This window comes from Solwaraspora sp. WMMD791 (assembly GCF_029581195.1).
Lineage (GTDB): Bacteria > Actinomycetota > Actinomycetes > Mycobacteriales > Micromonosporaceae > Micromonospora_E.
The window spans coordinates 306,012-319,364 of record NZ_CP120737.1 but is presented as its reverse complement, the minus strand read 5'-3'; the positions used below and the strand labels follow the sequence as shown (position 1 = coordinate 319,364).

Here is a 13,353-nt window from a genome sequence, read left to right as displayed (position 1 = left end):
CCGGCCCGGTCACCACGGGCCGGTGCAGACCCGCCAGGTGCCCCGCTCGGCCACCACGGTGAACTCCACCACCCGGGCGGCGCCGGAGGGCCCGGTCAGCCGGACTCCGACCACCGCCGAGGTCGCCTCGGGGCCCGGCCGGGCCGCGCCCACCCAGTGGTCGGCGATCTGCAGCCCCCGGGTCCACCGGGTGAAGTCGGCCCGGTCCAGCCTCGCCCTGGTCGGCGCGCAGAGCAGGTCGTAGGCCGCTGCCGGAGCGGCCTGGCCGAGGCGGCTGACGAAGGTCGCGGCGGCGGTCCGCGCCGCCACCTCCGGGGGTTGCCGGTTGCCGAGGAACAGTCCGGCGACCCCGGCGGTCACCGCGCCCCAGAGCACCAGCACCGCGCCGACCGTGGCACCCTGCCGGGTGAACGGGTGGGACAGGCGGGGCGGCCGGGGGATCATTCCCGGCAGGTTAGCGAAGCAACGCTCGCGATGCCGCCGGGCGAGGCCACCGAAACCTGGCCGAACGCCGTACAACTCCGCCGACGGGTTGATGCGACGTGCTGGCCAGGGATGTTAGGCACATCAGGCGCGCGTAACGATCACCTGACTCCCTGGAGACGACACTCATGCTGCCCGGTGGGATGATGCCCATAACCCAGCTCATCGCGATGGTCCGCAGTACCTCACCGCGACAGGCCGTCGGGTTGCTTGCGGCGATGCCCGCCGACCGGATCCCGGTGGCAGTCGCGGAACTGACGACGTCCGACCTGATCCGGCTCCTCCCCGCCGCCAGCGACGACCTGCGGGCCAAGTTGATGAGGCTGTTGAGCACCGAGCAGTTGGGCGACTACGCGCGCAGCCTGCCTACCGCCGAGGCGGTGGCGGTGCTGAGCCGGCTCCCCGTCGAGCAGGTCCGCGCGGTCGCCGACCGGCTGCCGCAGCCGACCATGGCCGCGCTGCTCACCGCGCTACCCACCGACCAGCAGACCGAACTGCTGTCGGTCATGCGTCCGCAGCAGGCCCAGGCCGCCTGGGCGGGCACCTACCAGCGGGAGGTCGCCGAGGCGCTGGCCCGGGCGAACGCCGAGGTGAGCATCCCCGCCGACGCTCCCCCTGGCATCGTGCTGGTGCAGCTGTTCGGTTGGCAGATCACGGTCGCGGCGCGCCGCGACGACGACGGGCGGATCGCCGTACGGGACGCCGAGGACGCCGCGTACCGGCTACGCGCCAACGCGGCGCTGGCAGTCACCGACTACCAGCCCGCGTCGGACGTGCTGGACTACTGCGACGAGGCCCGCAAACAGGGGCGGCCGATCAGTGCGGTCGGCTGGGTGGACAACCGGCACGACGGCTACCTCAAGCGGGCCCTGGTCAGCCTGGTCCACTAAGGCGACGCCGGTGCCGGGGTCCAGATCATCCCGAGCCGGTCGACCTCGCTGCCGGCGCGGCCGTGGAAGCCGCCGATCTGCCAGCCGGCCGGGGCGACGTAGGTGACCGTGTCACTGGTCGGCGTGCCGGCGGCCAGCACCCGGCCGAGGTTGGTGACGAACCGCGCGGAGAACACCCGGGTCCGGCCGTCGCGCTGTCCCCGGGTCAGCGTCGCCTGGGTGAGGTACTCCCCCGGGGCCAGGTCCAGGCCGACGAGGTTCCCGCCGGCACCGCCGTGGGTCAGGGTCGGCCCGTCGGACAGGGTCAGCGACACCTGATCCAGCCGGGCTCCGCCCCGTACGGCGATCCGGCCGACCTGGCCGCCGGGGCGGACCTGGTCCACGTCGGTGAACGGGGTGCCGTGCGGGCCGCCCCAGTCGTCGCTCATCCGCAGGTCGCCGGCGAGAGTCCAGCGCAGGGTGGCGGCGATCGGATAGTGGTCCGACAACGGCCGGCCGGCGGAGTCGAGGAACGCGGCGTTGTCGTTGGCGTAGCTCACCAGGTCGAGATCGATGAGCCGGTTGCCCCGGTAGAGGATCTTGTCGACCACCTCACAGGCGGCGGTGACCAGCGCCGGATCGCAGACCAGAGCCGGGCTGCCGGCGGCCGGTGGCACGCCGTCGCGCTCGGCCTGAACCCAGGCGTCGGTGAGCCCGGCGGCGCTGACGAGGTCGCGGATGTTGTCCCCGGACCGGGTCCACCGGGTGTTGGTGTCACCGGCGACGACCACCGCGTTGCCGGCCGAGTTGGCCAGGATGTAGGCGGTGAGTTGGCTGATGTTGGCCCGGCGGGCGGCCAGGTCGGCGTCGGTGCTGCCGGCGTTGGGGTGGGCGTTGTAGAAGTCGACGTGGACGCCCTCGGCCAGCCGGATCCGGGTGCGGGTGAAGCCCTTCGGGGTGAGGCAGTCCGTGCCGTTGCAGGTGTTCCAGCGCACCCGGGTCAGGTCCGAGTACGGGTAGTGCGACAGCGTGTTGAGGCCGTCTCCGAAGGGCACCCCACCACTGGTCGGAGTCCGGTGTGGGTGGTCGTTGGCGGCGTACAGGTCGGCGTGGTAGTTGAAGTCCTCCTGCACGTGGACCACGTCGTAGGCGCCGATGCGCTGCCCGATCGGTCGGGTGTTGACGGCGGGGTTGCCGCTGGAGAGCCAGGCCGGCAGGCCGGCGACGTTGTAGGTCAGCACCGAGACGGTGCCGGTGGCGGCCGGGTCGGTGGCGGGGGTCGCCGGGTCGGTGGCGGCGGCCGTCGCGGCGGCGGGCGCCGGACCGGTGGCGAGTCCGCCACTGATCAGGAGTGTCGCGACGAGGCCGCCGATGGTCCGGCGGCGCCCCAACGGTCGAGGTCTGCGCATCGGGTGTCCCTTCTGCTCAGTCTGGCAGGAAATGCCCGACAATAATCGAGCCAGCTAAATCTTCCGCACCGGCACGGCACCTGGCTACCATCCAGTAACTGAATTTTTTTCACTTCTGACCATCGGGGGTCCACCCCCGCCCACCGATGGAGGCGTACATGCCCCTGCGCACCGGACTCGCCAGACCCGTGGTCGCCGTCCTGACCGCCGCCGTGCTCGGCGGCGGAGCACTCGCCGTGCCGGCCACCGCCGCCCCGTCAACGGACACCCCAGCCCCGGTGACCGCCCCCGACCAGTCCCCTGCCGCCGCGTCCACCACCGTGGACTACTGCCTCGACGAGTGCGCCGACATCCTGCCGCCCGGGCAGAACGGCAACGCCACCCTCGTCGACATCCTCGGCCACCAGGCCTTCGGCACCTACCCGCCGCACGCCCGGGACCAGCTCGACCGCTACGCCAGACTGGTCTACGGCTACGCCGGCCTGGCCGACGAGCAGATCGACACCTTCTTCACCGACGCGTCGTTCGGGGTACCTGCCGGACAGGTCGCCCGCAGCTACCAGCCCCGCTCGGACGTGACCGTCGTGCGGGACAAGGCAACCGGCGTACCGCACGTCACCGGCACCACCCGGTCCGGCACGATGTACGGTGCCGGCTACGCCGGAGCCGAGGACCGACTGTTCACCATGGACCTGCTACGCCACGTCGGACGCGGCACCCTCACCTCGTTCGCCGGCGGCGCCCCGGGCAACCGCGAGCTGGAGCAGAGCCTGTGGCGCACCGCGCCGTACACCCAGGCCGACCTGGACGCGCAGGTCACCGCGCTGCGTCAGCGCGGCGACCGGGGCGAGCTGCTCTACCAGGACGTCACCGCCTACGTCGCCGGCGTCAACGCTTACATCAGCGACTGCATGGCCGCGCGCAACTGCCCCGGCGAGTACGTCCTCACCGGGCACCTCGACGCGATCACCAACGCCGGCGGGCCGGAACCGTTCCAACTGACCGACCTGATCGCCATCGCCGGGGTCATCGGTGGACTCTTCGGCGGCGGAGGCGGCACCGAAATGCAGTCGGCCCTGGTCCGGGTGGCCGCGCAGGCCCGCTACGGACCGGTCGCCGGGGACCGGGTGTGGGAAGGGTTCCGCGCCGCCAACGACCCGGAGACGGTACTGACTTTGCACGACGGGCAGAGCTTCCCGTACGGGGCCAGCCCGACCGACGCCACCAGCGTGGTGCTGCCCGACGCCGGCACCGCGCGGGTGGAGCCGGTGGTCACCGACCCGACCGGTTCGGCCGTCCCGACGGCGACGGACGACGGGTCCACCGCCGGTGCCGCCGCCCTCGCCGGGCTCACCATCGGCGCCGCCCCGCGTGGCATGTCCAACGCGGTCGTGATCGGAGCCGAGCACTCCGCCACCGGGCACCCGATCGCGGTGTTCGGCCCGCAGACCGGCTACTTCGCCCCGCAACTGCTGATGGTCCAGGAACTGCAGGGACCAGGGATCAGCGCCCGGGGCGTCGCGTTCGCCGGACTCAACCTCTACGTCCTGCTCGGCCGGGGATCCGACTACGCGTGGAGTGCCACCTCGTCCATCCACGACATCACCGACACGTACGCCGTACCGCTGTGCAGCCCCGACGGTACCGCCCCGACGCTGGCCAGCAACCACTACCGGTACCGGGGCCAGTGCCTGGCGATGGAGGAGCTGTCGCACGTCAACCGCTGGTCGCCCACCGTCGCCGACCCCACCCCAGCCGGGTCGTACCGGCTGGTCACCTGGCGGACCCAGCTCGGCCTGGTCGGCTGGCGGGCGCTGGTCGACGGCCAGCCGCACGCCTTCACCCAGTTGCGTTCCACCTACCGGCACGAGGCAGATTCGGCGATCGGGTTCCAGATGTTCAACGACCCGGCCGTGATGGGCACCGCGGCCGACTTCATCGACACCGCCGACAACGTCGAGTTCGCCTTCAACTGGTTCTACGTCAACTCGACCGAGTCCGCGATGTTCACCTCCGGGCGCAACCCGGTCCGCACCCCCGGGGCCGACCCGAACCTGCCGATGCGGGCCGAACCGGCGTACGAGTGGCTCGACTACGACCCGGCCACCAACACCGCCCGGTACGCCCCGGCGTCGTCGAAGCCGCAGTCGATCGACCAGGACTACTACGTCAGCTGGAACAACAAGCAGGCCACGGACTTCGGTGCCGCCGACGGCAACTTCAGCTTCGGCGCCGTGCACCGGGGCGACCTGCTCGACGTACCGGTCCGGGCCGCCGTGGCGGCCGGACGCACGCTCGACCGCGCCGACGTGGTGGCCCTGGTGCAGCGGGCCGGGTTGACCGACCTGCGCGGCGCCGAGGTGCTCGGCACCGTCCTGCGGGTGCTCGACAGCCAGCCGGTCACCGATCCGGCCCTGGCCGAGGCGATCGCGGCGCTACGGGCCTGGCACGCCGACGGCGCGCTACGGGTGGAGACCGCCGCCGGCAGCAAGGTCTACCGGCATGCCGAGGCGATCCGGGTGCTCGACGCGTGGTGGCCGTTGCTGGTCCGGGCGCAGTTCCGGCCCGGACTCGGTGACCAGCTCTACCGGTCGCTGATCGACGCGCTGATGATCAACGAGTCGCCGTCCGGGCAGCAGCGCGGCGACGTCTCCCAACTGCCCACCTCGGCCAACTCGGCGCAGACCCACAAGGGCTCGTCGTTCCAGTACGGCTGGTGGGGCTACGTCGACAAGGACCTGCGCGCCGTGCTCGGCGAGCCGGTCGCGGCCGGGCTGGGCGACACCTTCTGCGGCGGCGGGTCACCGGCGGCGTGCCGGCAGGTGCTGCTGGACAGCCTGCGGGCGGCGCTGGCCGAACCGGCGACGACCACCTATCCGGGCGACGCGCACTGTGCCGCCGGCGACCAGTGGTGCGCCGACGCGATCGTGCACTCCCCGCTGGGTGGCATCAACCAGGCGCTGATCGCCTGGCAGAACCGCCCCACCTACCAGCAGGTGGTGTCCTTCCCGGCCGGCCGGGGCGACGACGTGACCAACCTGGCCGCCGGCCGACCGGTCAGCGCCAGCAGCAGCCAGCTGGGCAACCCGGTCGGCCGGGCGGTCGACGGCCACCGGGGCACCCGCTGGGCCAGCGACTGGTCCGACGACCAGTGGATCCGCGTCGACCTGGGTAGTGCCCGCCCGGTCGGGCGAGCGGTGCTGCACTGGGAGGCGGCCTACGGCCGGGCGTACCGGATCGAGGTCTCTGCCGACGGCGACGACTGGCGGACCGTCTGGTCCACCGCCGTCGGCGACGGCGGCACCGACGTGGCCGCCTTCCCGGTGACCACGGCCCGGTACCTGCGGCTGGTCGGCGTCACCCGGGGCAGCCAGTACGGCTACTCGCTCTACGAACTCGAGGTGTACGGCAGGTAAGGCCCGACGAGCGGCGGGGGTGGGCGGTCCGACCAGGACCGCCCACCCCCGCCGTCGGGTGTCGTCGGGTCAGACGTTGAACCCCAGGGCCCGCAGCTGGTCCCGACCCTCGTCGGTGATCTTGTCCGGCCCCCACGGCGGCAGCCAGACCCAGTTGATCCGGATGTCGGAGACCAGGCCACCGCCCGGTCCGGTGGTCAGCGCCTGGCGGGCCTGTTCCTCGATGACGTCGGTCAGCGGGCAGGCCGCGCTGGTCAACGTCATGTCGATGGTGGCGACGTTGTCGTCGTCGACGTGCAGGCCGTACACCAGGCCGAGGTCGACGACGTTGATGCCGAGTTCCGGGTCGACGACGTCCTTCATCGCCTCCTCGATGTCGGCCAGCGCCGGCCGACCGGCCGGGGTGGCCCCGGCCGCCGGGGTCGCACCGCCGGCAGCCCCGGCACCGTCCGGCGCACCGGCGCCGTTGGCCGACTCCGCTGCCGGCGTCGCCTCGGTCATGGTCTCTTCGGCACTCATTGCGTCACCTCCGGGCTCGCGCCCACACCGGCGCGTGCCGCGGCGTCCTTGAACGCCATCCACGGCAGCAGCGCACACTTCACCCGGGCCGGGTAGCGCGCCACTCCGGCGAACGCCACCCCGTCACCCAGCACATCCTCGTCCGGCTCGACCTGGCCACGGCCGGACACCAGCTCGACGAAGGCACCGTGCACGGCGAACGCCTCGTCGGCCGACCGCCCGTCGACCAGTTCGTACAGCACGCTGGCCGACGCCTGGCTGATCGAACAGCCCTGGCCGTCGTGGGACACCCCGAGCCGGTCGTCGTCGGCCAGACTCACCCGTACGGTGATCTCGTCGCCGCAGGTCGGGTTGACGTGGTGCGCCTCCGCCGCGTACGGCTCCCGCAGGCCACGCCCCTGCGGACGCTTGTAATGGTCCAGGATGATCTCCTGGTACAGCTGGTCGAGCTCCATCAGTCGAAGACCTTCCGCGCCTGTTCCAGACCGCGCACCAACGCGTCCACCTCGCCGGTCGTGGTGTAGAGGTAGAACGACGCCCGGGTCGTCGCCGGGACGCCGTAGCGGACGCAGACCGGGCGGGCGCAGTGGTGGCCGACCCGGACCTGCACGCCTTGGGCGTCGAGGATCTGTCCGACGTCGTGCGGGTGGATACCGTCCAGCGCGAACGACACCGTGCCGCCCCGCCCGGCCGGCGTCGGCGGGCCGACGATCCGCAGACCCGGCACGGTGGCCAGGGCGTCCAGGGCGTACGCGGTGATCCGCTCCTCGTGCGCGGCGACCGCCGGCATGCCCAGCGCGGTGAGGTAGTCGACGGCGGCGCCGAGACCGACCGCCTGGGCGATCGGCGGCGTACCGGCCTCGAACCGGGCCGGCGGCGGGGCGAACGTGGATCCGCTCATCGACACCGTCTCGATCATCGAGCCGCCGCCGAGCACCGGCGGCATCACGGCGAGCAGCGCCGCCCGGCCCCACAGCACCCCGATCCCGGTCGGCCCGCACATCTTGTGCCCGGTGAAGGCGATGAAGTCGGCGTCCAGCGCCGCCACGTCCACCGGCCGGTGCGGCACCGACTGGGAGCAGTCCAGCAGCAGCAGAGCACCGACCTGCCGGACCCGGCGGGTGATGGCGGACAGGTCGTTGACCGTGCCGAGGATGTTCGACATGTGCACCAGGGAGACCAGTTTGGTCCGCTCGGTGATCAGCCCGGTCAGGTCCGACTCGTCGAGTCGACCGTCGGAGGTCAGCCCGAACCAGCGCAGCGTGGCACCGGTGCGTTCGCACAGCAACTGCCAGGGGACGATGTTGGAGTGGTGCTCCATCTCGGAGATCACCACCTCGTCGCCGGGGCCGAGCCGCAACCGGGGGTCGGTGCCGGCGCCAGCGCCGGTCGAGGCGTTGGCGAAGGCGTACGCGACGAGGTTGATCGCCTCGGTGGAGTTCTTGGTGAAGACGACCTCGTCCGGGCTGGCCGCGCCGATGAACGCGGCCAGCTTCGCCCGGGCACCCTCGTACGCCTCGGTCGACTCGGTGCCCAGAGTGTGCACCGAGCGGGCGACGTTGGCGTTGTGCTGCTGGTAGTAGTCGGACAGCGCGTCGAGCACCTGGCGGGGTTTCTGCGAGGTGTTGGCGCTGTCCAGGTACACCAACGGGTGGCCGTTGACCTGCCGGCCGAGGATCGGGAAGTCGGCACGGACCGCATCGACGTCCAACACGGTTGGACCGTCGGGGGCCGGCGTGTCCCGGGGGATGGCTATGGTGCTCATCGGCTCGACGCCGCCCTTCTGCACGGATCGTGAGGTGGTCCCGGCGCGGTCGGTCAGGCCGCAGCCGTGCCGGCACCCGCGACGTACCGCTCGTAGCCTTCGGCCTCCAGCTTCTCCGCCAGCTCCGGGCCGCCCTCCTCGACGATCCGGCCGCCAACGAAGACGTGCACGAAGTCCGGCTTGATGTAGCGCAGGATCCGGGTGTAGTGGGTGATCAGCAGCAGACCGGTCTGGCCCGCCTCCCGTACCCGGTTGACCCCTTCGCTGACCACCCGCAGCGCGTCGATGTCGAGCCCGGAGTCGGTCTCGTCGAGGATGGCCATCTTCGGCTTGAGTAGCTCCAGCTGCACGATCTCGTGCCGCTTCTTCTCGCCACCGGAGAAGCCCTCGTTGACGTTGCGCTGGGCGAACGCCGGGTCCATCTGCAGCCGCTCCATGGCACCGCGCAGCTCACCGGCCCAGGTGCGCAGCTTCGGCGCGGTGCCGTCGACCGCGGTCTTGGCGGTACGCAGGAAGTTCGCCACCGACACCCCGGGCACCTCGACCGGGTACTGCATGGCGAGGAACAGCCCGGCACGAGCCCGCTCGTCGACCGACATGGCCAGCACGTCGGTGCCGTCGAGCAGCACCTCACCACCGGTGATCTCATACTTGGGGTGGCCGGCGATCGAGTACGCCAGCGTCGACTTGCCGGAGCCGTTCGGGCCCATGATGGCGTGTGTCTCCCCCGACCGGATGGTCAACGTCACCCCGGCCAGGATCGGCTTGAGCTCGCCTTCCGGCAGCTTGACCGACACCTGCAGGTCGCGGATCTCCAGAACGCTCATGGTACGGCTACTCCATTGCTCGGCGTCAGACTGACGTAGATGTCGCCGTCGCGGATCTCGACGGGAAAGACGGGGACGGGTTCGGTGGCGGGCAGGCCGGTGGGCTGCCCGGTCCGCAGGTCGAACCGGGAACCGTGCAGCCAGCACTCCAGGGTGCAGCCGTCGACCTCGCCCTCGGAGAGGGCGACCGCGGCGTGCGAACACTGGTCGTGCACCGCGTGGAAGGCGCCCTCGTCGGTGTGCACGACGGCGACCGGTACGCCGTCGATGTCGGCGCTGACCGCCGACCCGGACGGGATCTCGGCGGTGGCGCAGACCCGGATCAGGTCGGACATGGTCAGCGGATCTCCTCGGCGACCACTCCGGGCTGGCCCGGTACGGTCGGCGTCACACCGGCACCGGTCACAGCCGGGGCGCCGGTGGTCTCGGCGCCGGCCTCGGCGACCGCTTCGGCGCGCACGAGTCGCTGCTCGATGGCGTCGCCGAGCCGATCCCGCAGCTCGGCGACCGGGATCTTGTTCACCAGCTCGGCGAAGAAGCCCCGGACCACCAGCTTGCGGGCCTCGGCCTCCGGGATGCCCCGGGCCATCAGGTAGAACAGCTGCTCGTCGTCGAACCGGCCGGTGGCGCTGGCGTGCCCGGCCCCGGCCACCTCGCCGGTCTCGATCTCCAGGTTGGGCACCGAGTCGGCGCGGGCGCCATCGGTCAGCAGCAGGTTCCGGTTGATCTCGTACGTGTCGGTGCCGGTCGCCTCGGCGCGGATCAGCACGTCGCCGACCCAGACGGTGTGCGCGCTGGCGCCCTGCAGCGCCCCCCGGTAGCCGACGTTGCTGCGGCAGTCGGGCACCGTGTGGTCCACCAGCTGCCGGTGCTCCAGGTGCTGGCCGGCGTCGGCGAAGTAGAGGCCGAACAGTTCGGCGTCGCCGCCCCGGGCGGTGTACTCGACGCTGGTGAACTGCCGGACCAGGTCCCCACCGAGGGTCACCTGCACGTGGACGACCCGGGCGTCGCGGCCGATCCGGAACTTCACGTGCTGCGCCTGCACCGCGTCGGACGCCCAGTCCGCGACGGTGACCAGGGTCAGCGCGGCACCGTCACCGACGATCACCTCGACGTTGTCGGCCAACGTGGTCGCACCGACCTGCTCGAGGACCAGCGTCGCCTCGGCGAACCGGCCGACGTCGACCAGGGTGTGGCCGTACGCGATCGCGTCCGTGCCGTCACCGCTGACCCGGACCACCGCGGCCTGCGCCGGGGTGGCCTCGGGGGCCACTTCGACCAGCAGTGCGTCGGCGGCGAGCCCGTAGGCGAGCGCGCTGATCCGGTCGAACGGGGTCAGCACGCTGCCGATGCGGGGATCGGAGCGGTCGACGCGGCGCGCCGTCACGCCGGCGGGCAGGTCGGCGTACCGGTGGGTGACCGACCCGGTGGCCGCCGGGGTCCCGGTGGCGAGCCCGCGCAACCGCTTGAGCGGGGTGAACCGCCACTCCTCCTCCAGGCCGGTGATGGCCGGGAAGTCGGCGACGTCGTGTGAGCGCAGCGCCTGGGACTTGGTCTTCGGCGGCGCGGAGGCCTGAATAGTCATCTCTTCCTGTTCTCGGCGGTTTCTCGACGGCCGGTGCACACCGGCTTGTCAACGGCCGGTGCGCACAGGCGACGGGTACGGGCAGGGTCGGGTCAGCCGACCGCGCCCTCCATCTGCAGCTCGATGAGGCGGTTGAGCTCCAGGGCGTACTCCATGGGGAGTTCCTTGGCGATCGGCTCGATGAAGCCACGCACGATCATGGCCATCGCCTCGTCCTCGCTCAGGCCCCGGCTCATCAGGTAGAACAGCTGGTCCTCACTGACCTTGGAGACGGTCGCCTCGTGCCCCATGGCCACGTCGTCCTCGCGGATGTCGACGTACGGGTAGGTGTCCGACCGGGAGATCGCGTCGACCAGCAGGGCGTCGCACTTGACCGTGGACCGGCTGTGCTGCGAACCCTCCAGGACCTGGACCAGGCCACGGTAGGAGGTGCGCCCGCCGCCCCGGGCGATCGACTTGGAGACGATCGTCGAGGAGGTGTGCGGGGCCGCGTGCACCATCTTCGCGCCGGCGTCCTGGTGCTGCCCCTCGCCGGCCATCGCCACCGAGAGCACCTCGCCCTTGGCGTGCGCGCCGGTCATGTAGACCGCCGGGTACTTCATGGTGACCTTGGAACCGATGTTGCCGTCGATCCACTCCATGGTCGCGCCTTCGTGGCAGACGGCCCGCTTGGTGACCAGGTTGTAGACGTTGTTGGACCAGTTCTGGATGGTCGTGTAGCGGCAGCGGGCGTTCTTCTTCACGATGATCTCGACCACGGCGGAGTGCAGCGAGTCGGAGGAGTAGATCGGTGCGGTGCAGCCCTCGACGTAGTGCACGTAGGCACCTTCGTCGACGATGATCAGGGTCCGCTCGAACTGGCCCATGTTCTCGGTGTTGATCCGGAAGTAGGCCTGCAGCGGGATCTCGACGTGCACGCCCTTCGGCACGTAGATGAACGATCCGCCGGACCAGACCGAGGTGTTCAGCGCGGCGAACTTGTTGTCACCGACCGGGATGACGGTGCCGAAGTACTCCTTGAAGAGGTCCTCGTGCTCCTTGAGAGCGGTGTCGGTGTCGAGGAAGACGACCCCCTGCTCCTCCAGGTCCTCCCGGATCTTGTGGTAGACCACCTCCGACTCGTACTGGGCGGCGACGCCGGCGATCAGCCGCTGCTTCTCGGCCTCCGGGATGCCCAGCTTGTCGTAGGTGTTCTTGATCTCCTCCGGCAGTTCCTCCCAGCTGGTGGCCTGCTTCTCGGTGGAGCGCACGAAGTACTTGATGTTGTCGAAGTCGATCCCGGTCAGGTCGGCACCCCAGGCCGGCATCGGCTTGCGGCCGAACAGCCGCAGACCCTTGAGCCGCAGGTCGAGCATCCACTGCGGCTCGCTCTTCTTGGCGGAGATGTCGCGCACGACCGCCTCGTTGAGCCCTCGCGTGGCGGCGGCACCGGCCACGTCGCGGTCGGCCCAGCCGTACTCGTACCGGCCGAGGGCCGCGAGGTGCTCCTCCTGGGAGATGGGCGCGACGGTCTGCTCGGTCATCTATCTGTCCTCACAGTGCTGGTGACGTGGTTGGTCGGTGTGGAACGGTCGGGTGCGTGCCGCAAGGTCGCGGCGACACCGGTCGAGGTGGCCTCCGCCCGGCGTGGGTCCGGAATGTGCGTGGTGCACACTCCGTCACCGTGGGCAATGGTGGCCAGGCGCTGCACGTGGGTGCCGATCAGACGCGAGATCACCGCGGTCTCGGCCTCGCACAGCTGGGGAAACTCGGCCGCCACATGCGCCACGGGGCAGTGGTGCTGGCACAACTGCCCCCCGGACGCGATCGTGGACGCGTTGGCAGCGTAGCCCTCCGCGCTGAGCGCCTCGGCGAGTGCCTCGGCGCGGGCCAGCGGATCGTCACCCGCCTGGTCGATGGCCGCCCGGCAGCGGGCCTCCAGGCCTGCCACCTGGGCGGCGGCGAACTCCTCCACGGCGGCGTCGCCGCCGTGGCCGGCGATCCAGCGCAGCGCCGCGGCGGCCATGCTGTCGTAGCGGTAGCGCCCGTGACGGGAGCGCGCGGTGTCGGTCAGCCGGAAGACCTTCGCCGGGCGGCCCCGACGACGGTCACTGCGGGCCGGCGCGTCGCGGGCCACCACGTCGCCGTCGGCGAGCATGGCGTCCAGGTGCCGGCGGATCGCCGCCGGGCTCAGGCCCAGCTCCGCACCGAGCTGCGCGGCGGTGGCCGCACCTCGCTCCAGCAACAGGGTGACCAGCCGGTCACGGGTACGCCCGTCCGGGCCGGCGACGACCGCACCGGTCGTCGACCCGCCCACCGGCAGACCCACCCTGTTTTTCACTACGCCAACGTTACGTATTTCCGGGGGCACCCGCAAACAGGCTGCCGGTGATCCACCGCACCGCCGCCGGAAGTGCCCGGACGGCCGATGCCGGCGGGCCGTACCCGGGCGGGCGCGCACCGCAGGCGACGAGGGCGGCACCGGCACCCACCCGCGCCCG

The 13,353-nt window shown here is 71.5% G+C and carries 12 protein-coding genes; 2 read left to right on the top strand and 10 right to left on the bottom strand.

Going from position 1 to position 13,353, the window contains the following annotated elements; translation table 11 throughout:
• Positions 1-9 precede the first annotated feature (9 nt).
• Positions 10-444, bottom strand: coding sequence for a hypothetical protein (locus O7623_RS01485; RefSeq protein ID WP_282226761.1), 435 nt, complete (start codon positions 442-444; stop codon positions 10-12).
• Between the two features lie 185 nt (positions 445-629).
• Here O7623_RS01485 and O7623_RS01480 point away from each other — a divergent pair, with 185 nt between their 5' ends.
• Positions 630-1,373, top strand: a complete 744-nt coding sequence (locus O7623_RS01480; RefSeq protein ID WP_282226760.1) for a hypothetical protein — start codon at positions 630-632, stop codon at positions 1,371-1,373.
• Here the strand turns inward: O7623_RS01480 and O7623_RS01475 are convergent.
• A complete protein-coding gene (locus tag O7623_RS01475) occupies positions 1,370-2,761 on the bottom strand; it encodes a jacalin-like lectin (RefSeq protein WP_282226759.1) in 1,392 nt (463 codons plus the stop codon). The genes O7623_RS01480 and O7623_RS01475 overlap by 4 nt on opposite strands.
• A 158-nt stretch (positions 2,762-2,919) precedes the next feature.
• Between O7623_RS01475 and O7623_RS01470 the strand changes: the two genes are divergently transcribed.
• On the top strand, positions 2,920-6,177 hold the full coding sequence (locus O7623_RS01470; RefSeq protein WP_282226758.1) for a penicillin acylase family protein: 3,258 nt from the start codon (positions 2,920-2,922) through the stop codon (positions 6,175-6,177).
• 69 nt (positions 6,178-6,246) lie between these two features.
• Here the strand turns inward: O7623_RS01470 and O7623_RS01465 are convergent, their stop codons facing one another.
• From O7623_RS01465 to O7623_RS01430, 8 genes are all read right to left on the bottom strand, one after another.
• Entirely contained in the window at positions 6,247-6,696 is a 450-nt protein-coding gene (locus tag O7623_RS01465) for a metal-sulfur cluster assembly factor (protein ID WP_282226757.1), read from the bottom strand.
• Positions 6,693-7,151 carry a Fe-S cluster assembly sulfur transfer protein SufU gene (gene sufU, locus O7623_RS01460; protein ID WP_282226756.1) on the bottom strand — a complete coding sequence of 153 codons (459 nt, stop codon included), beginning with the start codon at positions 7,149-7,151 and terminating at the stop codon, positions 6,693-6,695. Before sufU ends, O7623_RS01465 begins: the two co-directional genes overlap by 4 nt.
• A complete protein-coding gene (locus O7623_RS01455; RefSeq protein WP_282226755.1) occupies positions 7,151-8,461 on the bottom strand; it encodes a cysteine desulfurase in 1,311 nt (436 codons plus the stop codon). The genes sufU and O7623_RS01455 overlap by 1 nt, the downstream gene beginning before the upstream one ends.
• 53 nt (positions 8,462-8,514) lie before the next feature.
• Positions 8,515-9,288 carry a Fe-S cluster assembly ATPase SufC gene (gene sufC / locus O7623_RS01450; RefSeq protein WP_282226754.1) on the bottom strand — a complete coding sequence of 258 codons (774 nt, stop codon included), beginning with the start codon at positions 9,286-9,288 and terminating at the stop codon, positions 8,515-8,517.
• Positions 9,285-9,614 carry a non-heme iron oxygenase ferredoxin subunit gene (locus O7623_RS01445; protein WP_282229693.1) on the bottom strand — a complete coding sequence of 110 codons (330 nt, stop codon included), beginning with the start codon at positions 9,612-9,614 and terminating at the stop codon, positions 9,285-9,287. Before O7623_RS01445 ends, sufC begins: the two co-directional genes overlap by 4 nt.
• Positions 9,615-9,625: 11 nt before the next feature.
• Positions 9,626-10,873 (bottom strand): Fe-S cluster assembly protein SufD, encoded by a 1,248-nt coding sequence (gene sufD / locus O7623_RS01440; protein ID WP_282226753.1) that lies wholly within the window; start codon positions 10,871-10,873, stop codon positions 9,626-9,628.
• Between the two features lie 92 nt (positions 10,874-10,965).
• A complete protein-coding gene (gene sufB, locus O7623_RS01435; RefSeq protein ID WP_282226752.1) occupies positions 10,966-12,396 on the bottom strand; it encodes a Fe-S cluster assembly protein SufB in 1,431 nt (476 codons plus the stop codon).
• The gene (locus tag O7623_RS01430) at positions 12,393-13,181 is read right to left on the bottom strand and encodes an ArsR family transcriptional regulator (RefSeq protein WP_282229692.1); all 789 of its coding nucleotides are present in this window, start codon (positions 13,179-13,181) and stop codon (positions 12,393-12,395) included. The genes sufB and O7623_RS01430 overlap by 4 nt, the downstream gene beginning before the upstream one ends.
• Positions 13,182-13,353 lie beyond the last annotated feature (172 nt).

Excerpts from the sequence above, each read along its gene's own strand:
- sufD (WP_282226753.1), bottom strand. The coding sequence starts at position 10,873 with ATGACTATTCAGGCCTCCGCGCCGCCGAAGACCAAGTCCCAGGCGCTG.
- sufC (WP_282226754.1), bottom strand. The coding sequence starts at position 9,288 with ATGAGCGTTCTGGAGATCCGCGACCTGCAGGTGTCGGTCAAGCTGCCG.
- O7623_RS01455 (WP_282226755.1), bottom strand. The coding sequence starts at position 8,461 with ATGAGCACCATAGCCATCCCCCGGGACACGCCGGCCCCCGACGGTCCA.
- sufU (WP_282226756.1), bottom strand. The coding sequence starts at position 7,151 with ATGGAGCTCGACCAGCTGTACCAGGAGATCATCCTGGACCATTACAAG.
- O7623_RS01485 (WP_282226761.1), bottom strand. The coding sequence starts at position 444 with ATGATCCCCCGGCCGCCCCGCCTGTCCCACCCGTTCACCCGGCAGGGT.
- O7623_RS01470 (WP_282226758.1), top strand. The coding sequence starts at position 2,920 with ATGCCCCTGCGCACCGGACTCGCCAGACCCGTGGTCGCCGTCCTGACC.
- O7623_RS01475 (WP_282226759.1), bottom strand. The coding sequence starts at position 2,761 with ATGCGCAGACCTCGACCGTTGGGGCGCCGCCGGACCATCGGCGGCCTC.
- O7623_RS01480 (WP_282226760.1), top strand. The coding sequence starts at position 630 with ATGCCCATAACCCAGCTCATCGCGATGGTCCGCAGTACCTCACCGCGA.
- O7623_RS01465 (WP_282226757.1), bottom strand. The coding sequence starts at position 6,696 with ATGAGTGCCGAAGAGACCATGACCGAGGCGACGCCGGCAGCGGAGTCG.
- sufB (WP_282226752.1), bottom strand. The coding sequence starts at position 12,396 with ATGACCGAGCAGACCGTCGCGCCCATCTCCCAGGAGGAGCACCTCGCG.